Source organism: Enterococcus sp. PLH-Efm8 (assembly GCF_053011625.1).
Genome location: NZ_CP172568.1, coordinates 2035196 through 2056707 on the forward strand (window position 1 = coordinate 2035196; position 21512 = coordinate 2056707).

A 21512-nucleotide genomic window follows, 5' to 3' on the forward strand; every position below is an offset into this window, starting at 1 on the left:
GTACCTTTTTTTAAAATTTACAGGCTAACGAAAAGATTTCGGCATAAAGCGATAACTTCTAAGAAAAAATTACTTGCAGTGTACCCTAAAAAAATTGAAAAAAGTACGATTGCCATTCTAATTTGCGTATTATGCATTGGTCTGAAAAAAGTTTCAATGCGTAACGAACGTAAAGACCAGAAGGCTAAGTAGATAAACGCCAAATGACTCACGATTCGAAGCACCGCATCAATTCCGTATACTTGCATAATGACGTCCTTTCTAACGATTGTTTTATAATAACTAATAAAATGATAATACCATAAAATGTATAAAAGGAAAAACAAGTATACTTAAAAATATAGGAATCCCCTTACATTTTTTAGGAAATAAATGCTAAAAATATGCAAAAAAAGGGACTGAGACAAAAGTCTTGTCGCAGTCCCTTATTCCAAATAAAGGCTCTATACTTTTTGATGTTGGTGAACTTCACCAACATCTTTTTTGTATAAAAAAATATAGAAAAGACACCCTGAAATCCTTTAGAATTAATTTGGCTACCAATTCATAGGAGGATTCAAGATGTCTCATACTCAGCTTATCAAAGATACCCTAAATATTCTAGACCTAAATATCTATTTCGAGGAAAATTGTTTAACTAAAGAAAAATACAAAGGGCAAATTTGCTTGATTTACAAAGGAACTCTTCTGTACAAGCCAGAAGAGTGTTCCCATTGTCTTTGTGTCGTCCCCTCTAGGATCATTCGTTGGGGGACGACAACCGTTCGGTTGTTACTGAATGATGTGTCTGAGTATCGCACTTATCTGGAGCTGAAGAAACAACGATTTAAATGTAAGTCTTGCCAAAGAACATTCGTAGCGGATACCTCTGTTGCTGAAAAACACTGTTTCATTAGTCAAAAAGTTCGTTGGTCTGTCATTGCTCGCTTAAAAGAGAATACTTCCATGACGGAAATCGCTCGTCAGAAAAATATTTCCACTTCTTCGGTCTATCGTGTCATGAAGCGATTCTACCGCCCATTGAATCCTTTCAAACAGACTTTGCCAAAGGTCTTATGCTTTGATGAATTCAAATCGGTTCGAAGTGTTGCCAGTGCAATGAGTTTTATCATGATGGACGGACAAAGCCATGCATTATTGGATATTGTCGAAAATCGACGCTTGCCTTATTTAGAACGCTATTTTTCTCGGTTTTCATTAGCGACTCGTGAAGCCGTTCAATTGATTGTTATTGATATGTATGCGCCTTATGTTTCGTTGGTGAAAAAGCTTTTCCCGAATGCTCAGTTGATCATCGATCGTTTCCACATCGTCCAACATATTGGCAGAACTTTCTTGAATCATCGAGTGAAAGAAACCACGGTACGACTTAAAGGAAATTCCCACTCTCAACGAGGGTTAGGGAAAAAATTGAAGCGCTATTGGAAACTCCTACAAAAAGAAGAAGCAAAGTTAAACTATGAAAAACGGGTTTGGCGTGCCAGTTTTAAAGATTATTTGACTGAAAGTGAGATTGCCGATCGACTGTTAGCTGCTTGTCCCAACTTACGCCAAGGCTATCAGTTATACCAAGACATTCTTTATGCGGTAAAGAAAAGAGATCAGTCACTATTTGAGGATTGTTTAACTAGAGACATTAGCGGTCTGCCAGAAACCTATACAACCACTTTACGAACGTTTAAAAAGTTTCTGCCACAGATCCAAAATGCGCTTCACTACAGCTATTCAAACGGACCATTGGAATGCTTAAACAACCACATCAAAGTATTAAAACGCAATGCGTACGGCTTTCGCAACTTTTACAATTTCAAACTACGAATTATGATTCGTCATGGCAAAACATTTTTAACCAAATAAACAGAACAGAAAGAGGTTTTCTTCTTTCTGTTCTGTCCAAATTATTCTAAGATTTCTCTTTACCAACATCATTTGACAAAGAGCCCAAATAAACGGTGTTCAATCATCTGACCCTCGGTATTAGCTCAAAAAACGGCAAAATATGAGGAACTATTTTCCATTTGTTTCTCTAATACTCAGGACAAAACGCTGATTTTACAACCTCTGATATACGGTGTTCCAGAAGTAGCTTCTTCGAAAAATAAGCTGAGATTTCACAAAAATTTGAGAAGCAATTTTCGTAAATTCCTTCTTATGTCTTGAAGCTGACCACTTCTGTCATAACCTCTTTTTACTGTTCTTAAACACGGATAAACATCCGCATCTCATTTTATGAGTGCTTAGATACTTTGATACGATTGATTGCTCGGTGCAACGCAACAGTTGCCCGTTTCAATTCGTTCGTATCTTGTTTTGCTTTTGCTTCTTCGATTTGGCGTTCTGCGCGTTGTTTTGCACGTTCCGCACGAGATACATCGATATCACGTTCACGTTCCGCACTATCAGCAACGATTGAAACAACATTATCACGAACTTCCATGATTCCGCCATTAACAGCGATCCAATCGACGTGGGTATCTGAATCTGTTCGTTTTACACGAACTTCATCAATCGTCAATGGAACGATGATTGGTGCATGTTTAGGCAAAATCCCAAGCTCACCAGCTGTCGTACGTGCAACGACGATAGCTGCATGGTGATCATAGACCAAACCGGCAGGAGTTACCACATTTACTGTTAAATATTGATCCATGGGGCACCCCTTTCTAGTAGCCTAGTGTTTTCGCTTTTTCTACGACGTCTTCGATTCGGCCAACACTTCGGAAAGCTTCTTCAGGAAGATCATCGTATTTGCCTTCCAAGATTTCGCGGAATCCTTTCACTGTTTCTTCTACAGGGACATATGAACCTGGAAGACCAGTAAATTGTTCAGCCACGTTAAAGTTTTGTGACAAGAAGAATTGGACTCTGCGGGCACGAGAAACTAACACTTTTTCTTGATCGGATAATTCATCCATACCTAAGATAGCAATGATATCTTGTAATTCACGATATCGTTGCAATACGTGTTGGACTTCTGTTGCTACTTTATAATGTTCTTCCCCCACGATTTCAGGTGCTAAAGCACTTGAAGAAGAAGCCAATGGATCTACCGCTGGATAAATCCCTTGTTCTGTTAATTTACGTTCCAAGTTGGTTGTCGCATCCAAATGGGCGAATGCTGTTGCCGGCGCCGGGTCAGTGTAGTCATCGGCTGGCACATAGATTGCTTGGATCGATGTGATCGAACCTTTTTTCGTAGATGTGATACGTTCTTGTAATTGACCCATTTCTGTTGCCAATGTTGGTTGATAACCAACCGCAGAAGGCATCCGTCCTAACAAGGCTGATACTTCAGATCCAGCTTGAGTGAAACGGAAAATGTTGTCGATAAACAACAGTACATCTTGACCTTCTACATCACGGAAATATTCCGCAATCGTCAAACCAGTCAAAGCAACACGCATACGTGCACCTGGTGGTTCGTTCATTTGTCCGAACACCATGGCTGTTTTTTCGATAACTCCTGAATCTTTCATTTCATAATACAAGTCATTACCTTCACGAGTACGTTCACCTACACCGGTAAATACAGAAATACCACCATGTTCTTGGGCGATATTATGGATCAGTTCTTGGATCAGTACGGTTTTACCAACACCGGCACCACCGAATAGTCCGACTTTCCCACCTTTTAAATATGGGGCAAGCAAATCGATAACTTTGATCCCTGTTTCCAAAATTTCTGTACTTGTACTTAATTCGTCAAAGGCTGGTGCTTTTTTATGAATTTCGCTTCTTTCCGCATCTTCTGGGAAAGGTGTTTCTAAATCGATCGTATCTCCTAGTACGTTGAATACGCGACCTAATGTTTCTTTACCTACAGGAACAGAGATTGCTTTGCCTGTATCAATGACTTCCATTCCTCTTTGTAAACCATCTGTTGATTCCATCGCAATGGTCCGGATCACTCCGTCCCCTAATTCTAACGCTGCTTCAAGAACAACTTTTGATTTATTTTCGTCATTTTTATAAACAACTAATGCGTTGTTGATATCTGGTAAGGATTGGTCTAAAGAAAATTCCACGTCGACAACGGGACCGATTACTTGAACAATCTTGCCTGAACTCATCTTTTTTCCTCCAATCTCAATACTATTCTAGTGCCGAAGCTCCGGCAACAATTTCGGTAATTTCTTGGGTAATAGCCCCTTGTCTTGCACGGTTATAAGAAACCGTCAGCTCATCAATGATATTAGCAGCATTATCAGTTGCTGTTTTCATTGCTGTCATACCAGCAGCATGTTCTGCTGTTTTGGCGTCAACGATCGCACCGTAGATCAAACTTTCAGCATACTGAGGCAATAACTGAGACAAGATTTCTTCTTTTGAAGGTTCAAAAATATATTCTTGTTCGAAAGTCGTTGCTTCTTCTGGATCTAAGTCTGAGATTGGCAGCATTTTTTCTACACGAAACTGACTAGTTAGTGAATTGATATGATGGTTATAACATACGTATAATTCATCGAATACTTCGTTTTGGAACATAGTTGTTGCCATATTTACGATTTTGCGGACTTCATCAAAGCTTGGCTGATCAGATAGATTGCGCAGCTCATATGCTAGATTGATACCGCGTGCTTTAAAGAAGTCTGCACCAGTTCCGCCAATTGCGATCATCACGTAATCATCGGGTGATTGGTGGTCTTCTTCTAAAATAGACATCGTTTGTTTCAATATCGAGCTGTTATATCCACCGACTAAACCGCCATCTGCAGTGATGACGATATAACCAGTTTTCTTCACAGGACGGCTGAGCAGCATGCTGTTGTAATTGATATCCCCTCTAGGATTTTCTGAGGCAATATCATTTAACTGAGTAGCAGTCAAATGCGTAACGATTTCTCTTACTTTTGTTGCATAAACCTGAAACTTCTGTGAAGAAGCTTCAGATTTTGTCAACTTAGAAGCAGACACCATCTGCATTGCCCGCGTGATTTGGCTCGTTTTTTTCGTTGAAGCGATACGTGTCTTGATTTCATTTAATGAAGCACCCATTCATCTCACCTCACTATGCATTTTGAATGGATTTCAATTTATCTTCTGTAGAGGAATTACTTCCTTTTGTAGCTAAGAACATGTCTTTATATTCCTGAATCGCACTGTTCAACGCTTCTTCTTCTGGAAGATCTTTTGTTGTACGGATTGTTTCAAAGATATCTGAATGATTGGTATCCAGATATTCGAATAATTCATGTTCGAAGTCTAAAATACTGTCTACAGGGATACTATCTAAGAATCCATGTGTCAAAGCATACAAAATCACTACTTGTTTTTCAACAGCTAGCGGTGCATGCAATTTTTGTTTCAAGATTTCTACTGTACGGCGTCCACGATTTAGTTTTGCTTGTGTTGCTGCATCCAAGTCAGAACCGAATTGTGTAAATGCTTCTAATTCACGGTAACTTGCTAAGTCTAGGCGTAAAGTCCCAGCAACTTTTTTCATTGCTTTGATTTGCGCAGAACCCCCTACACGAGATACAGATAGTCCGGCATCAACCGCTGGACGAGTACCTGCGTAGAACAAGTCGCTTTCTAAGAAGATTTGTCCATCAGTGATCGAAATAACGTTTGTTGGGATATAAGCAGAGATATCTCCAGCTTGTGTTTCAACAAATGGTAAGGCAGTCATTGAACCGCCACCTAAATCATCACTTAATTTTGCTGCACGTTCTAATAAACGTGAGTGCAAGTAGAAAACATCCCCAGGATAAGCTTCACGACCTGGTGGACGGCGAAGTAGCAAGGAAAGTTCACGATAAGCAACAGCTTGTTTTGAAAGATCATCAAAAATGATCAATACATGTTTACCGTTGTACATGAATTCTTCACCCATTGCAGTACCAGCATATGGTGCGATATAAAGCAATGGTGCTGGTTGAGACGCACCGGCATTCACAACGATTGTGTAATCCATTGCGCCATATTTTTTCAATGTTTCAACTTGTGTACGAACTGTAGAATCTTTTTGTCCGATTGCTACATAGATACAGATCATATCTTGACCTTTTTGGTTGATGATCGTATCGATCGCAATAGAAGTTTTCCCTGTTTTACGGTCACCGATGACTAATTCACGTTGTCCGCGTCCGATTGGCACAAGGGCGTCGATCGCTTTTAGCCCTGTTTGCATTGGTTCGTTAACAGATTTACGTTGCATAACACCTGGTGCCATCGCTTCTACTGGACGAGCTTTGTCAGTAACGATTTCACCTAGTCCGTCGATTGGTTGACCTAGCGGATTGACTACCCGACCGATCAAGGCCTCTCCAACTGGAACTTCCATGATCTTACCTGTTCGTTTTACTTTATCTCCTTCACGAATGGACTCGAAATCGCCAAGGATAATGATACCTACATCATTTGACTCTAAGTTTTGCGCCATTCCGTATGAGCCGTTTGAAAATTCAAGCAACTCACCACTCATCGCGTTTTCTAAACCATGTGCACGAGCGATCCCGTCACCTACATAAGTTACGGTACCGATTTCTTCGACTGAAAGCACGTTTTGATAATTTTCAATTTGTTCTTTAATCAAGGCACTAATTTCTTCTGCTTTGATGGCCATTCGATTCACCTACCTCTTTGTACTATCTGTTTAATTGATTACGCATTTTTTCTAATTGCGTGCGAATGCTTCCGTCGATTACTCGATGGTTGGCTTCAACAATCGCGCCACCAATAATAGAAGAATCAACGATTTGTTTTAATTCAACTGATTGATAGTCCATTGTTTTTGCAACATTCTTTTCTAATTGTATTCGTTGTTCGTCTGAAAGTGGGACTGCTGTTGTGACACTTCCCAATAGTAACCCTTGATGTTCATCATATCGACGTTCATATTCTTCGATCATGAACAAAAGGTCATCCATTCGGTTATACTCATAAACAACTTCTAAAAAGTTTTTAACGATCCCATCATAACCGCTGACAAGCTTGTCCATGATTTCTCGTTTTTCATGAGGTTCTAGACGAACATCACTTAACATATTCCCTAATCCAGGTACTTGTTCATAGATTTGACGTAAACTTACGAGATCTTGATAGATTTCTTCTGCTTGATTTGAATCGATCGCCAGTTCAAATAAAGCTTTCCCGTAACGTCTTCCTACTGTATATTTATCTAGTTTCATTTGAAGAACCTAGACCTTCAATGTATTGATTGATTAATGATTCATGCATTTCTGGAGATAATTCTTTGTTCAAGATTTTTTCCGCGATTTGAAGAGAGAGTTCTGCAACGTCGTCTTTTACAGAGTTCAGCGCTGAATCACGTTCTACAGTGATATCAGCTTGGGCTTTGCTTTTTAGACGAGCTGCTTCTTCTTGAGCATCCTTCAAAATATTTTGGCGGCTTAATTCTCCACTTTCTTTCGCATTTTTGATGATATCAGCTGCATCAGAACGAGAGGCTAACAATTGTTGTTCGCGTTCTTGTTCCATTTTCGCTGAGTTGATGCGAGATTGTTCTGCAGAATCTAAATCATTGGCGATCTTGTCTTCACGTTTTTTCAAAATATCGCTGATTGGTCCCCAAGCAAAGTGCTTCAAGAGAGCCAGTAGTATCAAAAATGAGCCGCTGACAACGATGATATTACCTAACATCGCATTGCCAACTTCTGCAATTGCCAATTGATTCAGCATAGGCGAGCCTTCCTTTCTTTGGAGTATTTCTAGTTTCCATGTAAAAAAGCAGTAACAAACGATGTTGTTTCTGCCTTAATACTGATTCAATTAAACGGCAAAAACTAGAATCAAGGCGATAACTACCCCTAAGATAGGAACAGCTTCAACTAGAGCTACCCCGATAAACATTGTTGTACGGAATTGACCAGACATTTCAGGTTGGCGAGCCATTGATTCGATTGTTTTAGAGATAACTTGACCGTTACCATAACCGGCTCCGATTGCTGCTCCCATGATTGCGATTGCTGCTGCGATATAATTCATAATTGTTTTCCTCCTAAAATAGATAAATAGTAGTTTGTTTTTTAACCGAGTATTATTCTTCTACTTCAATCTTATGGCTCATATAAACCATTGACAAAGTGACAAAGACAAATGCTTGGATGCTCCCAATAAACAAGGAGAACGCGATCCAGACCATCTCTAATGGAATTGCTAATGGTAATGAGAACCAGCCTAAGCTTGTCATCATTTTTGCAATCAAGGTTAGCAAAACTTCCCCCGCATAAATATTCCCATAAAGACGTAAAGCAAGTGTTAATAAATTTGTAAATTCTTCAATCAGTTTCATCGGAAACATAAAACTATAGGGTTTCAAGAACGAATTTACGAAATATCCTTTGAAGCCTAACTTTTTCACCCCGAATAAGTGAGTAAGTAAGATCATTATAAATGCCAAAGTTAAAGTAACAAACGGGTCTGCTGTCGGGCTTTTCCAAAGTGTTGTTTCGTTAGGTAAGACGATTTTTGTTACTAAACCTATGTTGTTTGCAACAAAAACAAATAAAAACAATGTAAATGCCAACAAATGGAAATTGCTCAATTCTTTTCTAGGCAGATTATCTGTTACGATTCCTCGACTAAAATCAATGACCCATTCTATCGCATTTTGTTTGCCTGTTGGTTTCAACTTAAGATTTCTTGTAAAAAAGTAAGCTAAGAAGAAAACAATCAAACAGGTCAGTAACACCATTATACAAACTGTACCATCAAACCAAATTGGTCCAATGTGAAACGTTAGCGAGCGTTCATCCAATCCATTTCACCTCTTTTCCCCGAAATTCACATAAAATCAATTCATGTGCGTATCTGGTTTTTTCCAATCGGTTTCTAACCACACGGTATCATACCACCATGAAACAGAAAATTCAAAACATTTTCATGAAAATTAGACACTTTTTTATTTCAGTCAAAAACGAAGCGAATTTTTCCCCATGCACGGTGCTCCTGATCTAAGAAAAAACCTGTGATAATCATGTTTTATCAGATTAAATGCTAACAAATTTTATCATTAAGTAAAAGCAAAAGCACCGAATATGCGAAAAAGGATAATGAAATTATCTAGAGAAATTTTTTAATGTTCGATCAATTTGTCGATCGATATCTTTTCGTTTCAAATCTTCCCGTTTATCATACGATTTTTTCCCTTTTGCCAGACCAATCAATACCTTGGCATAGCCGTTACGAATATAGACTTTTAAAGGAACAACAGTGATTCCAGTGTTTTTCAATTCGTTTTCAAGACGAACGATTTGTTTCTTGTGTAATAATAACTTTCTCGTGCGCAACGGATCATGATTAAAAATATTTCCTTGTTCATAAGGACTGATATGAACATTATGCAAGAAAGCTTCCCCGTTGCGGACGCGAATAAATCCATCTTTCAGATTGATCCGGCTGTTTCGTATCGACTTGATCTCCGTTCCTTGCAAGACCATCCCTGCTTCCATCGTGTCGATGATCGAATAATCATGGCGAGCTTTCTTGTTTTGTGCAATTAGTTTTCCCTCGCCTTTTGGCATAGCTGTTTCCTCCAACTCATTTTATTTTTTCTTTTTCTTCTTTTTGACATCTTTGTAAAATGGCTTTTTCCCTTTTTTCTTACCGAACGTTTGCTTACTATCACTATATCGTTTGTTCTTCTTGCCATTTTTTTCTGAGCGTTTGCCTGCTTGTTTTCCTTCTCGTTTTCCAGATTTTCCATTGCGTGCTTTTGGACGTTCCAACGCAGTGACCTCTTCTGCGGAAACGAGTTCAAAATCCACTGCTCGTTCATCTGGATCAGCTTTGACTACTTTTACGCGCACTTTTTGTCCGATTTTAAAAGTCAGACCAGTTCTTTCACCTACAAGAGCTAAATGATTTTCAACAAAATGGAAGTAGTCCTGTTTCAATTCATTGATATGGATCAATCCTTCTACTGTATTCGGCAGTTCGATAAACAGGCCGAATTTCACAACAGAGCTGATGATCCCATCGAATTCTTCTCCCACTTTGTCCATCATGAATTCTGCTTTCTTCATGGAATCTACTTCACGTTCTGTTTCTACTGCACGACGTTCCATCTTAGAACTATGATCTGCAATTTCAGGAAGTTCCGCAGCCCACGAACTTTGATTGCTTTCACTTTTATCTTCACTGTAAGAACGGATCAGACGATGGACGATTAGATCGGGATAGCGTCGAATAGGAGATGTAAAGTGTGTGTAGTAATCTGCCGCTAAGCCATAATGCCCAAAATTGTCTTCTGAATAGCGTGCTTGTTGCATGCTTCTTAGCAACATAGTATTGATAACTGCAGCTTCTGGTTTGTCTTCTACTCCTTCGATCACATGCTGTAAATCTTTTGGTGTGATCGTTCCTTTCGTTCCTCGGACCAGAATGCCCAAAGCTGAAGCAAAATCAAAGAAGCGCTGCATTTTTTCTTCTTTTGGCTGTTCATGGATTCGGTAAATAAACGGCAGATTTAATTTATTATAATGTTCAGCTACCGTTTCATTGGCCGCAAGCATGAAAGATTCGATCAAGCGTTCACCAATTCCTCTGCTTCTTAGCTGGATGTCATTTGGGTGTCCTTCAGCATCAACAAGGATTTTCGCTTCGCGATCCTCAAAAGAAATCGCGCCACGTTTGATTCGCATCGTTTCAAGGATTCGATGCAATTCACCCATTTCTTGGAACATAGGTACGAGCTGAGCATAGCGTTGCATCGTTTCTTCGTCTTGATCTTCTAAGATTTGATTGACAGCTGTGTAGGTCATCCGTTCTGTTGTTTGGATCACACTTGGGAAAATATCATGAGAGACTACTTGTCCATTTGGATCAATCTCCATTTCGCAACTCATGGTCAGCCTTGGAACATGGGGATTCAGTGAACAGATACCATTCGATAAACGTTGCGGGATCATCGGAATCACTCGATCAGTCAAATATACACTTGTCCCTCTTTCATATGCTTCTCTGTCCAATTGACTGCCTTGTGTCACATAGTAAGAAACATCTGCAATGTGTACTCCAAGAAAATAATTACCGTTATCTAATTTTTTAACCGTAACTGCATCATCTAGATCTTTTGCATCTTCTCCATCAATCGTAACAATGAGCTGATTTCTTAAATCTCTACGTCCAGTTATATCCTTTTCGCTGATTTGATCTGGAACTTCATCTGCTTCAGACAATACATCATCAGGAAATTTCGTAGGGATACCATTAGCCACGACAATTGAGAGGATATCCATGCCAGGGTCATTCTTATGACCAATCACTTGCTTGATTATCCCTTCTAAACTAGTCGCATACCCTTTTTCAGGGTAATGGGTCAGTTCGATCAGCACAATACTTCCGTCAACTGGACGAACTCCCTCTGCTGCTGCATATACTTTAAATTGGTTGAGCTTTCTATCTTTCGGGATAACAACGCCGTAAAGATCTGTTTCTTGTATTTCTTCTTCTGAATAAGCAACGAATTCCCCTGCTAACTGAGTAGTCGCCCGGTCTCGAATCTCGACTACTTTCCCCTCTGCTCCGCGATCCATATCTGTATTTGCTCGCTTCATGATATCGATTGCTACGGTGTCTCCATCCATTGCAAAACCAGTCGCTTCTTTTGGGATATAGATGTCATCTTCTTCGGGATCAATCGTTACAAATCCAAATCCTCGTTCATTTGCTCGAAATGTTCCTTCGATCAAGATTGGTTTTAAAGGAAGTTTCACTTTTCCTTTTTTATTGAAAACTATACTCTGTTCTCTTTCCATTTGAGCAATCGTTTGTACTAGTAATTTAAAATCATCGCTTTTTTGGAACCCTAAACCTTCAGCGATTTCTTCCATAGAAAAACTGCGTTTGCGACTGCTTTCCATGAAAAAGAGAATTTTCTCTTTTATCGTTTCTTTTGTCATATTTATTCCTCATTCCAAGGTAATTTTTCTAAAAATTCCAAGACGTCTTTTTCTAATTCGCGTCTTGCTGTACCAACTGTAATCACATGACCACTTTCAGGATACCATTGAAGTGTCACTCGCTGACGGCTCAACTTGCGTGCAGTTTCAAATACGCCATTAGGGTCGATCATTTCATCTTTCCCAGCTTGAGCTAAAAATATCGGCTGTTGGATATCTGACAACCTACTTTCTACGATTGCTGCCTGATCTTGTATATCCATTAATTGTTGTTCAGCTAACGAGCGGTAAGCAACTGCTTTTTCATTGATTTCTTTCTCTGATTTACCTGCTGTCTTCAGCACTTGACGTACGTATTTTTCAAAGTTTTCAGGCACGTTTGTTTTTACAGGAGACAAAGGCGAACAGAAAAAACCGCCGCCAATCACTGATTCTTCTTCTAGTGCTCGTACAGCAAAGATGCCGCCCATTGATAATCCTAATACGGCAATATCAGAAAACTGCTCAGACTGTAAAAAATGGATGGCTTTTTTAGTGTCTGCCCACCAGCTTTCTGCTTTTTCTTGCAAGATATCATATGGCTCCATTGTTCCGTGTCCTTTAAAAAGCGGCGCATAAACTGTATAATCTGCTTTTTCCAAAAATCGTGCGAGCATTCGAACATCGTTTGGACTTCCTGAGTAAGCGTGAAGCAGCAAAACCGCTCGCTTTCCATGTTTTGCATAAAGGGGTTTTGGTAATTGTCTCACTCGTCTCACCTCTTTCGCCTCATTTTACCATAGTTTCTTTCATAACTTCTTCTTAAGCGTTCTCTTTGCAATAAAAAAAGCCGCCCGCCGTTTTGCGAGAGGCTTATTCAACTACTTCGAAGATAAATATGCTAGGACAAATAATAAGATCATCCAGATAGCTCCCATAACTGCAGTTGATCGCTGCATGACAGCTTCAAAGCCGCGAGCTTTTTGTTTGCCGAATAGTTGATCCGCACCGCCGGTAAATGCACTCGCTGCACTATTTTGCTTGCTTGGCTGCATCATAATCGCAATGACCATAACAATCGATAAAACGATCACGATTCCCAAAATTAAATTATACATATCGCAGCCTCCTTCCCAAAAGATATCGTCTCTTTAACTTTATCATAGATAAAAGTCCGTGACAACTCTATATAAATGGAATAACAGCTGAAAGTTCAAAACTTTCAGCTGTTATTCTTATGACTGACGTAAGACGTCTTGATATTCTGGTTTCTTTTCAAACTCTTTTTTTGCATAAGGGCATAAAGGAATGATCTTTTTCCCGTCTCGTCTTGCTAATTCTACTCCAGTATACACTAGCTTTTCAGCTAACTTTTGACCACGATATGCTGGATCTACAAATGTATGGTCAATGATCATGATGTCTGGGCCCGCATCTGACCATGTCATTTCTCCAATCTCTTGTTGCTCATCATTGAATAAAGCAAGACGATTTTTTTCTTCTTTGATTTCCATATGCCGCACTCCTCAAATAACTGATATTTTTTTATTCCTACCTTATTTTAGCAGTCTCCAGATCTATAAACAATTATTTATCCTCGAATTACTTACAAAAAAGAAGAGAAAATTAATCCATCGTTATTCTTTGTTCAATAAATGAAAAAATCACTGTCCAATAGGTTTTCGGATCTTTCATCGATGCTTCCAAGTGTTCTGCTTCTGGAACAAGCAGCAGTGCTTTATCCCCTGCCGTAGCATTTTGAATCGTGTACGCTGCTTCTGTAGGGACAAAATGATCTCTTTCACCATGGATGACTAATAAAGGCAGATGGTTGCTGCCAAGCTGTCTCGTAGCTGATGCTTGCTTTAAGGAGTAACCGGCGTATTTCTGGGCATAATGATTCGCATATCTCATGACCATTTTTTTAGGAAAGACAGTGATTTTACTTAACATATATCGGAATTCTGCATAAACAGAAACATATCCGCTGTCTAAAATAAATCCTTTGACCGCTGATGGAAGTTTTTCACCACTTGCCATCATGATCGTAGAAGCTCCCATTGATCCGCCGTGTAAAATAATGGACGCATTCGGCTGTTCATCTAAGATGAGTTGGATCCAGGCAATTAAATCTAGCCGATCTAGCCATCCCATTCCGATGATTTCTCCTTCACTTTCTCCGTGCGCACGTAAATCAGGTACAAGAACGTTGAATCCTTTCTCTGCATATCTTTTACCAGAATTAGGCAGAAGTCGCCCATCCTCTATAGGTGGGTGATGAATGCCGTTCGGTATGAGGGTTACCGTTGGTAACTCGAAGACCGACAACTAAGGCGTATTGCCTTTTTATTTTGTTCCATGTTACAATCAGTCTATACAAGAAATGAGTTGATATAACATGGAATTAGATACAAATAATCATTCAGTATTTCTTCTTTATTACCACCTTGTTTTAGTAACGAAATATCGTAGACAAGTGATTGATGATGAAATATCTGATTATGCCAAAACTACTTTTGAAAGAATTTCAGAATCGTATCACATTACTTTAGTGGAGTGGAATCATGATAAAGACCACGTTCATATTATGTTCAAAGCTCAACCTAAAACAGAATTGACAAAATTCATCAATGCCTATAAAAGTGCCAGCTCAAGATTGATAAAACGTGACTTTCCAAGAGTCAAACAATTTCTTTGGAAAGAAATGTTCTGGTCTAAAAGTTTTTGTCTTCTGACAACTGGTGGCGCACCAATTGATGTGATTAAGAAGTATATCCAAAATCAAGGAAACAATCATAAATAGAAAGTAGGTGAACTTTATGGAACAACTAAAAGCATACAAATTCAGAATCTATCCAACAGAGGAACAAGAAATCTTCTTTGCCAAATCTTTTGGTTGTGTCCGTAAGGTCTACAATCTAATGCTTGATGACCGAAAAAAGGCGTATGAAGAAGTTAAAAATGATTCTTCTAAAAAAATGACTTTTCCGACACCAGCTAAATACAAGAAAGAATTTCCGTTTTTGAAAGAAATTGATAGCCTTGCTTTAGCCAATGCCCAACTTAATTTAGATAAAGCATACAAGAATTTTTTTCGGGATAAATCCGTTGGATTTCCACGTTTCAAAAGTAAGAAAAATCCTGTTCAGAGTTATACAACGAATAATCAAAATGGTACAGTTGCTTTGATTGATAGTAAATTCATCAAAGTTCCTAAATTGAAGTCATTAGTAAGAATTAAGCTTCATAGACAACCAAAAGGGATTATCAAATCTGCTACAATATCACGTCATTCTAGCGGTAAATACTATATTTCTTTGTTGTGTAAAGAAGAAATTATCGAATTACCTAAAACTAATTCCACAATTGGTATTGACTTAGGTATTATGGACTTTGCGATTCTTTCTGATGGACAAAAAATTGATAATAATAAATTCACGTCCAAAATGGAAAAGAAACTAAAGCGTGAACAACGCAAATTGTCTAGGCGTGCTTTATTGGCTAAAAATAAAGGTACCAATCTATTTGAAGCTAAAAATTATCAAAAACAAAAACGCAAAGTAGCTAGATTGCATGAAAAAGTAATGAATCAACGTACTGATTTTCTGAATAAGTTGAGTACAGAAATGATCAAAAATCACGATATTATCTGTATTGAAGACTTAAACACAAAAGGTATGTTGCGAAATCATAAATTAGCTAAAAGTATTTCTGATGTTTCTTGGTCAAAGTTTGTGACTAAATTACAATACAAGGCTGACTGGTATGGACGAAAAATCATCAAAGTAGATAAATGGTTTCCGTCTAGTCAGATTTGTTCAGAGTGCGGACATAAAGATGGCAAGAAATCTCTTGAAATTCGAGAATGGACTTGTCCTGTTTGTCATACTCATCATGATCGTGATATCAATGCTAGTATCAATATTCTGACCGAAGGTCTAAGACTACATTCTATGGGATTGGCTTAGATCCAATCATCAAGAACCGTAGGAACTACGGGGATAGCTTGGTAAATAAGAGACACCGCTGTTAGTAAAGAAATACGCTATCAAGTATGCTCTATTCCCAAGAAGCTCCCACTTCAAGCGTTAAGAACCGTCAGGTTTAGCTAAGTGGTGAGTAGTTCACCCGTTCTTTTAAATGCACAAGAAGAAACGATTATGAAAGATTTGGAAAGGTTAAAGATGGGCTAACAAAATGAATAAAAACAAAATGGCAACTCGCGTACTTACAGTGATGGCTTTGTGTATTGGGATCAATTATATTGGAGGAACGATTGCTTTATGGCTTCGTTTGCCAATCTATCTCGATTCTATCGGAACGATTTTTGCTGGTGCATTGCTTGGGCCTGTACCTGGAATGCTGACAGGATTGTCCAGCGGTATTTTAAGTGGAGTGACTACAGATATTTTTTCTCTGTATTATTCGCCAATCCAAATTCTCACAGGCTTGCTTGCTGGATTGATTTTGCCAAGATATCTCGGCAAAGATAAAAACAGCTTGAAACTGTTATTACTCGCTTTGATTTTGTCGGTACCTGGAACGATCGTTTCTTCGATCATTACCGTTCAGTTATTTGGCGGGATCACCTCCTCAGGATCCAGTATGATCGTTCAGCTATTACATGGGTTAGGTTTAAGTCAGACAACAAGTGTGATCTTGGTACAGGCGGGTACAGACTACCTTGATCGCTTGTTGTCTATCGTCGTTGTTTCATTAGTCATCACTATGTTGCCCCAACGCTTGATATATTCAAAAAGAAAAATAGGCTGAATAAACAGAGCTGGATTAGCAAAATAATGCTAATCTGGCTCTGTTTTTTCATTTTATTATTTGTCAAATTAAGCGAGACAAAACTTTCCATTTACGTAACTCAAAAAAACTTCTAATGGTGTTTGGTAATTTAGTGATTTTCTAGGGATATGGTTTCTTTTGGACGCAACGGATGAGATGAATCCTTGATTGACTTGGTTGAAGTCCATTTCTTTTGGTAGTCCATCTTTTCGGAGGAGTCCGTTTGAATGTTCATTTAATCCCCGTTGGGAAGGCGTTCCTGGGTCTGCGAAATAAATATCAATATCATTCGTATTACTAATACTTTTCCAATTAGAGAATTCTTTTCCACAATCAAAGGTAATTGATTTGAAAAGATTTTTGGGTACGGATTGAAGCCATTCATTAATCGAATTTTCAATATCAACTGCCTTACGGCCTTCTGGTTTCAAGGCGATAATGGCTTTTGAAAGTCGCTCAACGAGTGTGATGACGGCACTTTTATGGTGGATGCCGACAATCGTATCACCCTCTAAATGTCCAAATTCTTCTTCGAAAACGACATAATCTTTTTTACGTTCAGAAATATTTCTTTTGAATGCCTGTTTTCCACGTTTTTCCTTATAACCATTTGGTTTTCGTTTTCCTTGCATCGGTAAATGTAAAACATTGAATTCTCCCGTCTTAAACCGGCGATAGAGGGTACTTACTGAACAAGAGAAGGTTCGCTCTGCACGGCCAATAATGACGTCTGGGGTCCAACCTTCAGTTGATCTTTTTTCAATGTATTCTTTTTCCTCAGCAGGAAAAATGATTTCGGTTCTCCCACAACGTCGCTTATTTTCTTTGTATTGTTCAAAGTATTCAAGTGCTGTTCCACCACATTTGAGAAAGTTATAGACATTGTAAATTGTTTGGCGTCCACGTTTAAGCTGCTTCGCAACGATAGCAACCGGAGTTTCTTGATGAAAATATGCTTCTATCATTACAAGCTCGTTTGGTGTAAGATGGGTATAAGTCATTTATGTTCACTCTCCTTGTATGCTTTAGCGGGTATTACAATTGGAGTGTAACATAAATGGCTTTTTTATTTGTCTCGCTTAATTATACAAACGGCGTTTATTAAAAAAATCTTACGCTAAGTAGGATAAAATAATTCCTTGATATTTTTCGATCATATCCAAATAATTATCGATTTCAACATACTCATCTACTTGATGAGGCAAAGTAACGACACCAGGCCCAAAGACGACAAAGTCGAAGGAATGGTTAGCTTTCGTAAATTCGGCTGCATCCGTTGTTGCTGCCGCTCCAACTAAAGGTAATGGCTGGCTGAATTGTTGCTGAATGCAATGAATCAAAGGAGAATCTGGATCAGCTTTGACAGGTATTTTGTTGTAATCGATCATCAATTCCAAATGATAGTCTGTCTCTTGATTCAATTCATTGACGATTGATTGCAGCAATGCAATGATTTTATCATTTGGGTATTCTGGAATCGATCGAATGTTCCCTTGGAGCTGCGCATGGCTTGGGATGCTGTTGACTTGATTCCCGCCACTGATCAATGTAACATTATGGATTGTTTTTCCTAGGACAGGATTCTCGATTGTTTCAGCGAGGTGATTCATTTCAGCATTTGCTTTCGTAATGAATTCATTTAGGTGATTGATTGCATTATAACCTTGGTCTGGCATAGAGCTATGCGCTTCTTTTCCGTGCGAGGTGACTGTATAGTTGATTGATCCCATGTGCGTATACATCAAACTGTAATTGGTTGGCTCTCCGATGATCAAGGCATCTAAGTCATCTACATAGCCTGCTTTCGTGAGCTGTTCCCCACCTAGTTCACCCACTTCTTCTCCGACAGTGGCTAATAATTTGACTGTTCCGTTAAATGGTTTTCCTGACTCTTTCAGTTCGATCATGGCAATCACCATTGCTGCCAAGCCACTCTTCATATCTGTAGCACCACGTCCGTACAAACGGTTCCCATGGATTTCTGCTGCAAAGGGTGCATAGGTCCAAGACGATTCATCACCAGCCGCCACGACATCCATATGCCCAGATAGGCCTAACACTTTTCCTGATTGGCCCTTTTGGTAACGAGCAATCAAATTATCTCTACCATCTCTGTAAGAAACAATCTCTCCTGTTATGTCATGCTTTGCCAAAAGCTTATTCAAATAGGCTGCTACTTCACCTTCGTTTCCATTCACTGATTTAATTCGGATAATCTCTTGTAAAATCGCGATTTTTTCTTCTTTTTTCATCTAATCCTCTCCCTTGCCATTTCTTTTTATTGTATTTGAGTGTGCTCGAATTTTCAAATAGGAGCAACCAAAGTAAAAATGAAGAAAGAGAGCCACTTTATGAAAAATATGCTGCTACTTCCCTCCTATTTTATTTATACGAGAGGACTTGCCCATAGATTCCTATTCTACTGTTCTATCCTTAAAAGCTCTTATATGATGCTAGTTATTGTTAGCTTTCCTTTTTCAAGGATGATCTTTTCTTGTACCATTCTTTGTAAACATCATATACAGAAGCTAGTTGCAAAAAAACTCTCTACCTGCTGATATTTCAGCAAGTAGAGAGTTCGATTACTTAACTAAGTGATCATACTCGACTATCTTTCAATAGTCGATCATGTATCTTCATTAGAAAAGAATTATTTGTTTTTTAAGTTGTAGAAAGATTTCAAACCTTTGTATTCTGCAACTTCACCAAGTTGGTCTTCGATACGTAGTAATTGGTTGTATTTAGCAATACGGTCAGTACGTGATAGAGAACCAGTTTTGATTTGGCCAGCGTTTGTTGCAACAGCGATATCAGAGATTGTTGAATCTTCTGTTTCACCAGAACGGTGAGATACAACTGCTGTGTAGCCAGCTTCTTTAGCCATTTCGATAGCTTCGAAAGTTTCTGTTAATGTACCGATTTGGTTCACTTTGATAAGGATTGAGTTAGCAATTCCTTTTTCGATACCTTCAGATAATTTTTGAGTGTTTGTTACGAACAAGTCGTCACCAACTAATTGAACTTTGTCGCCTAATACGTCAGTTAATTTCTTGAATCCGTCCCAGTCGTTTTCGTCTAATCCATCTTCGATTGAGATGATTGGATATTTAGAAACTAATTCTTCGTAGAATTTGATCATTTCGTCAGTTGTTTTTTCGCCTTCGCCTGAGTCAGCTAGTACGTAAACACCTTTTTCTTTGTCGTAGAATTCTGAAGAAGCAGCATCCATAGCAAGAACAACGTCTTTACCAGGTACATAGCCAGCTTTTTCGATTGCTTCGATGATTACTTCAAAACCTTCTTCGTTTGAACCAAGGTTTGGAGCAAATCCACCTTCGTCACCAACAGAAGTTGCTAATCCGCGAGCTTTCAAGATTGAAGCTAATGCGTGGAATACTTCAGCACCCATACGTAGAGCTTCTTTGAATGTTGGAGCGCCAACAGGCATGATCATGAATTCTTGGAAGTCGATTGAGTTATCAGCATGTGATCCGCCGTTGATGATGTTCATCATTGGTGTTGGCAATACTTTTGTGTTGAATCCGCCTAGGTAGTGGTATAAAGGTACTTCTAGGTAGTCAGCAGCTGCACGTGCAACAGCGATAGAAACACCTAAAATAGCGTTCGCACCTAATTTACCTTTGTTAGGAGTTCCGTCTAAAGCGATCATAGCTTTGTCGATAGCCATTTGGTCACGAACATCGTAGCCAATGATTGCTTCAGCAATGATGTTGTTTACGTTGTCGACAGCTTTAGTTACACCTTTACCGCCATAACGAGCTTTGTCTCCGTCACGTAATTCAACTGCTTCGTATTCACCAGTTGAAGCACCTGAAGGAACCATTCCGCGGCCAAAAGCTCCGCTTTCTGTGTATACTTCTACTTCGATTGTTGGGTTACCACGTGAGTCTAAGATCTCGCGAGCGTAAACATCAGTAATAATTGACATGTTTTGTCTCTCCTTTGAGTTTGTTTTTTCCTAAGGGATTTCCCTCATATACGATTTTAGTTAATTTTGCTCATTAGTGCAAACATTTCTTGCATTTTTCGCAAATTTTCAACAATTATTTTACAGCGTCTAACAATGACAAGAATGAATCTGCTTGCAAGCTTGCGCCACCGACTAAAGCACCGTCAACATTTTCTTTTGCCATGTATTCAGCAATATTTTCTGGTTTTACAGAACCGCCGTATTGGATACGAACTGCTTCTGATACTTCTTTTCCATAAAGTTTTTCAACTGTTTGACGTACAACTCCACAAATTTCGTCAGCGATTTGTGCGTCAGCTGATTTACCAGTACCGATTGCCCAGATTGGTTCATAAGCAATAACCATGTTTGACACCTGTTCAGCTGAAAGATCAGCTAAACCAGCTGTAATTTGTCCTTCGATCCATTCAGCAGTTTTGCCTGCTTCATAGGTTTCTAAAGATTCGCCGCAGCATAGGATTGGTGTCATACCATTTGCAAAGATAGCTTTCGCTTTTTTATTGATGTCTTCGTCTGTTTCATGGAAATATTCACGACGTTCTGAATGTCCGATGATCACATAATGAACACCTAGATCAGCAAGAGCTGCTGGTGAAGTTTCACCAGTGAACGCACCTGAGTTTTCCCAGTAGCAGTTTTGTGCTGAGATTTTTAGTTCTGTACCTTCAGCTGATGTCATTAATTCTTGTAAGAATAATGCAGGAGATCCGATGACTGAATCAACTTTGTCATTTGAAGGGATTTTGTTTTTTACTGCTTCAGCAAATTCTTTTGCTTCTGATGCAGTTTTGTTCATTTTCCAGTTACCTGCGATAATAGGTTTACGCATTGAGGAACACACTCCTTAATTTATTGAAAAATGGCTAGGGAGTCATGAAAACTCC

At 38.9% G+C, this 21512-nt stretch carries 22 protein-coding genes and 1 pseudogene; 4 read left to right on the forward strand and 19 right to left on the reverse strand.

The features are described 5' to 3' along the window. Positions 1-17: 17 nt before the first annotated feature. Entirely contained in the window at positions 18-248 is a 231-nt protein-coding gene (locus ACIFUW_RS10100) for a DUF1146 family protein (protein ID WP_002289004.1), read from the reverse strand. 313 nt (positions 249-561) lie between these two features. Here ACIFUW_RS10100 and ACIFUW_RS10105 point away from each other — a divergent pair, with 313 nt between their 5' ends. Continuing rightward, positions 562-1857, forward strand: coding sequence for an ISL3 family transposase (locus ACIFUW_RS10105; RefSeq protein ID WP_002296623.1), 1296 nt, complete (start codon positions 562-564; stop codon positions 1855-1857). A 370-nt stretch (positions 1858-2227) separates the two neighbouring features. On the opposite strand, the gene ACIFUW_RS10110 is transcribed toward ACIFUW_RS10105, so the two are convergent. The 14 genes and pseudogenes from ACIFUW_RS10110 to ACIFUW_RS10175 form a co-directional block, all read right to left on the reverse strand. Continuing rightward, positions 2228-2650: a F0F1 ATP synthase subunit epsilon gene (locus ACIFUW_RS10110; RefSeq protein WP_002289005.1), complete on the reverse strand. Its 423-nt coding sequence runs from the start codon at positions 2648-2650 to the stop codon at positions 2228-2230. Between the two features lie 13 nt (positions 2651-2663). Continuing rightward, positions 2664-4070, reverse strand: coding sequence for a F0F1 ATP synthase subunit beta (gene atpD / locus ACIFUW_RS10115; RefSeq protein ID WP_002289006.1), 1407 nt, complete (start codon positions 4068-4070; stop codon positions 2664-2666). A 22-nt stretch (positions 4071-4092) separates the two neighbouring features. Then, the gene (locus tag ACIFUW_RS10120; RefSeq protein ID WP_002317883.1) at positions 4093-4995 is read right to left on the reverse strand and encodes a F0F1 ATP synthase subunit gamma; all 903 of its coding nucleotides are present in this window, start codon (positions 4993-4995) and stop codon (positions 4093-4095) included. Positions 4996-5008: 13 nt separating this feature from the next. Then, the gene (gene atpA / locus ACIFUW_RS10125; protein WP_002317884.1) at positions 5009-6565 is read right to left on the reverse strand and encodes a F0F1 ATP synthase subunit alpha; all 1557 of its coding nucleotides are present in this window, start codon (positions 6563-6565) and stop codon (positions 5009-5011) included. Between the two features lie 22 nt (positions 6566-6587). Further along, positions 6588-7130, reverse strand: coding sequence for a F0F1 ATP synthase subunit delta (locus tag ACIFUW_RS10130; RefSeq protein ID WP_002292794.1), 543 nt, complete (start codon positions 7128-7130; stop codon positions 6588-6590). Further along, positions 7117-7641 (reverse strand): F0F1 ATP synthase subunit B, encoded by a 525-nt coding sequence (gene atpF / locus ACIFUW_RS10135; protein ID WP_002292796.1) that lies wholly within the window; start codon positions 7639-7641, stop codon positions 7117-7119. Before atpF ends, ACIFUW_RS10130 begins: the two co-directional genes overlap by 14 nt. Positions 7642-7731: 90 nt before the next feature. Further along, entirely contained in the window at positions 7732-7947 is a 216-nt protein-coding gene (gene atpE, locus ACIFUW_RS10140) for an ATP synthase F0 subunit C (RefSeq protein WP_002292797.1), read from the reverse strand. A 52-nt stretch (positions 7948-7999) separates the two neighbouring features. Continuing rightward, complete coding sequence (gene atpB / locus ACIFUW_RS10145; RefSeq protein ID WP_002300474.1) at positions 8000-8719, reverse strand: F0F1 ATP synthase subunit A; 720 nt, start codon at positions 8717-8719, stop codon at positions 8000-8002. Between the two features lie 301 nt (positions 8720-9020). Further along, complete coding sequence (smpB, locus tag ACIFUW_RS10150) at positions 9021-9485, reverse strand: SsrA-binding protein SmpB (RefSeq protein ID WP_002292799.1); 465 nt, start codon at positions 9483-9485, stop codon at positions 9021-9023. Between the two features lie 21 nt (positions 9486-9506). Then, the gene (gene rnr, locus ACIFUW_RS10155) at positions 9507-11864 is read right to left on the reverse strand and encodes a ribonuclease R (protein ID WP_002312230.1); all 2358 of its coding nucleotides are present in this window, start codon (positions 11862-11864) and stop codon (positions 9507-9509) included. Between the two features lie 2 nt (positions 11865-11866). Further along, the gene (locus ACIFUW_RS10160) at positions 11867-12622 is read right to left on the reverse strand and encodes an alpha/beta hydrolase (protein ID WP_002304573.1); all 756 of its coding nucleotides are present in this window, start codon (positions 12620-12622) and stop codon (positions 11867-11869) included. 102 nt (positions 12623-12724) lie between these two features. After that, positions 12725-12961 (reverse strand): preprotein translocase subunit SecG, encoded by a 237-nt coding sequence (gene secG / locus ACIFUW_RS10165; RefSeq protein WP_002289017.1) that lies wholly within the window; start codon positions 12959-12961, stop codon positions 12725-12727. A 117-nt stretch (positions 12962-13078) separates the two neighbouring features. Further along, positions 13079-13357: a GNAT family N-acetyltransferase gene (locus ACIFUW_RS10170; RefSeq protein WP_002296443.1), complete on the reverse strand. Its 279-nt coding sequence runs from the start codon at positions 13355-13357 to the stop codon at positions 13079-13081. Positions 13358-13469: 112 nt separating this feature from the next. Beyond that, positions 13470-14084 (reverse strand): annotated as a pseudogene (locus ACIFUW_RS10175) (alpha/beta hydrolase); the annotation flags it as partial. 157 nt (positions 14085-14241) lie between these two features. Between ACIFUW_RS10175 and tnpA the strand changes: the two are divergent. The 3 genes from tnpA (at position 14242) to ACIFUW_RS10190 (ending at position 16616) form a co-directional block, all read left to right on the forward strand. Continuing rightward, the gene (tnpA, locus tag ACIFUW_RS10180) at positions 14242-14646 is read left to right on the forward strand and encodes an IS200/IS605-like element ISEfa4 family transposase (protein WP_002287522.1); all 405 of its coding nucleotides are present in this window, start codon (positions 14242-14244) and stop codon (positions 14644-14646) included. A gap of 16 nt (positions 14647-14662) precedes the next feature. Next, the gene (tnpB, locus tag ACIFUW_RS10185; RefSeq protein WP_002287525.1) at positions 14663-15811 is read left to right on the forward strand and encodes an IS200/IS605 family element RNA-guided endonuclease TnpB; all 1149 of its coding nucleotides are present in this window, start codon (positions 14663-14665) and stop codon (positions 15809-15811) included. A gap of 229 nt (positions 15812-16040) precedes the next feature. Then, positions 16041-16616, forward strand: coding sequence for an ECF transporter S component (locus tag ACIFUW_RS10190; RefSeq protein WP_002289479.1), 576 nt, complete (start codon positions 16041-16043; stop codon positions 16614-16616). A gap of 68 nt (positions 16617-16684) precedes the next feature. Here the strand turns inward: ACIFUW_RS10190 and ACIFUW_RS10195 are convergent, their stop codons facing one another. From ACIFUW_RS10195 to tpiA, 4 genes are all read right to left on the reverse strand, one after another. Beyond that, on the reverse strand, positions 16685-17638 hold the full coding sequence (locus ACIFUW_RS10195; RefSeq protein WP_002287760.1) for an IS30 family transposase: 954 nt from the start codon (positions 17636-17638) through the stop codon (positions 16685-16687). A gap of 111 nt (positions 17639-17749) precedes the next feature. Further along, positions 17750-18889 carry an ArgE/DapE family deacylase gene (locus tag ACIFUW_RS10200; RefSeq protein WP_002295137.1) on the reverse strand — a complete coding sequence of 380 codons (1140 nt, stop codon included), beginning with the start codon at positions 18887-18889 and terminating at the stop codon, positions 17750-17752. A gap of 398 nt (positions 18890-19287) precedes the next feature. After that, positions 19288-20586, reverse strand: a complete 1299-nt coding sequence (gene eno / locus ACIFUW_RS10205; protein ID WP_002292812.1) for a phosphopyruvate hydratase — start codon at positions 20584-20586, stop codon at positions 19288-19290. Positions 20587-20701: 115 nt separating this feature from the next. Then, complete coding sequence (tpiA, locus tag ACIFUW_RS10210; protein ID WP_002292815.1) at positions 20702-21457, reverse strand: triose-phosphate isomerase; 756 nt, start codon at positions 21455-21457, stop codon at positions 20702-20704. Between the last annotated feature and the right edge of the window lie 55 nt (positions 21458-21512).

Bases quoted from the DNA above. Each gene is read 5' to 3' on its own strand.
- ACIFUW_RS10100 (WP_002289004.1), bottom strand. From the start codon at position 248: ATGCAAGTATACGGAATTGATGCGGTGCTTCGAATCGTGAGTCATTTG.
- ACIFUW_RS10105 (WP_002296623.1), top strand. From the start codon at position 562: ATGTCTCATACTCAGCTTATCAAAGATACCCTAAATATTCTAGACCTA.
- ACIFUW_RS10110 (WP_002289005.1), bottom strand. From the start codon at position 2,650: ATGGATCAATATTTAACAGTAAATGTGGTAACTCCTGCCGGTTTGGTC.
- atpD (WP_002289006.1), bottom strand. From the start codon at position 4,070: ATGAGTTCAGGCAAGATTGTTCAAGTAATCGGTCCCGTTGTCGACGTG.
- ACIFUW_RS10120 (WP_002317883.1), bottom strand. From the start codon at position 4,995: ATGGGTGCTTCATTAAATGAAATCAAGACACGTATCGCTTCAACGAAA.
- atpA (WP_002317884.1), bottom strand. From the start codon at position 6,565: ATGGCCATCAAAGCAGAAGAAATTAGTGCCTTGATTAAAGAACAAATT.
- ACIFUW_RS10130 (WP_002292794.1), bottom strand. From the start codon at position 7,130: ATGAAACTAGATAAATATACAGTAGGAAGACGTTACGGGAAAGCTTTA.
- atpF (WP_002292796.1), bottom strand. From the start codon at position 7,641: ATGCTGAATCAATTGGCAATTGCAGAAGTTGGCAATGCGATGTTAGGT.
- atpE (WP_002292797.1), bottom strand. From the start codon at position 7,947: ATGAATTATATCGCAGCAGCAATCGCAATCATGGGAGCAGCAATCGGA.
- smpB (WP_002292799.1), bottom strand. From the start codon at position 9,485: ATGCCAAAAGGCGAGGGAAAACTAATTGCACAAAACAAGAAAGCTCGC.
- rnr (WP_002312230.1), bottom strand. From the start codon at position 11,864: ATGACAAAAGAAACGATAAAAGAGAAAATTCTCTTTTTCATGGAAAGC.
- secG (WP_002289017.1), bottom strand. From the start codon at position 12,961: ATGTATAATTTAATTTTGGGAATCGTGATCGTTTTATCGATTGTTATG.
- ACIFUW_RS10170 (WP_002296443.1), bottom strand. From the start codon at position 13,357: ATGGAAATCAAAGAAGAAAAAAATCGTCTTGCTTTATTCAATGATGAG.
- tnpA (WP_002287522.1), top strand. From the start codon at position 14,242: ATGGAATTAGATACAAATAATCATTCAGTATTTCTTCTTTATTACCAC.
- tnpB (WP_002287525.1), top strand. From the start codon at position 14,663: ATGGAACAACTAAAAGCATACAAATTCAGAATCTATCCAACAGAGGAA.
- ACIFUW_RS10190 (WP_002289479.1), top strand. From the start codon at position 16,041: ATGAATAAAAACAAAATGGCAACTCGCGTACTTACAGTGATGGCTTTG.
- ACIFUW_RS10195 (WP_002287760.1), bottom strand. From the start codon at position 17,638: ATGACTTATACCCATCTTACACCAAACGAGCTTGTAATGATAGAAGCA.
- ACIFUW_RS10200 (WP_002295137.1), bottom strand. From the start codon at position 18,889: ATGAAAAAAGAAGAAAAAATCGCGATTTTACAAGAGATTATCCGAATT.
- eno (WP_002292812.1), bottom strand. From the start codon at position 20,586: ATGTCAATTATTACTGATGTTTACGCTCGCGAGATCTTAGACTCACGT.
- tpiA (WP_002292815.1), bottom strand. From the start codon at position 21,457: ATGCGTAAACCTATTATCGCAGGTAACTGGAAAATGAACAAAACTGCA.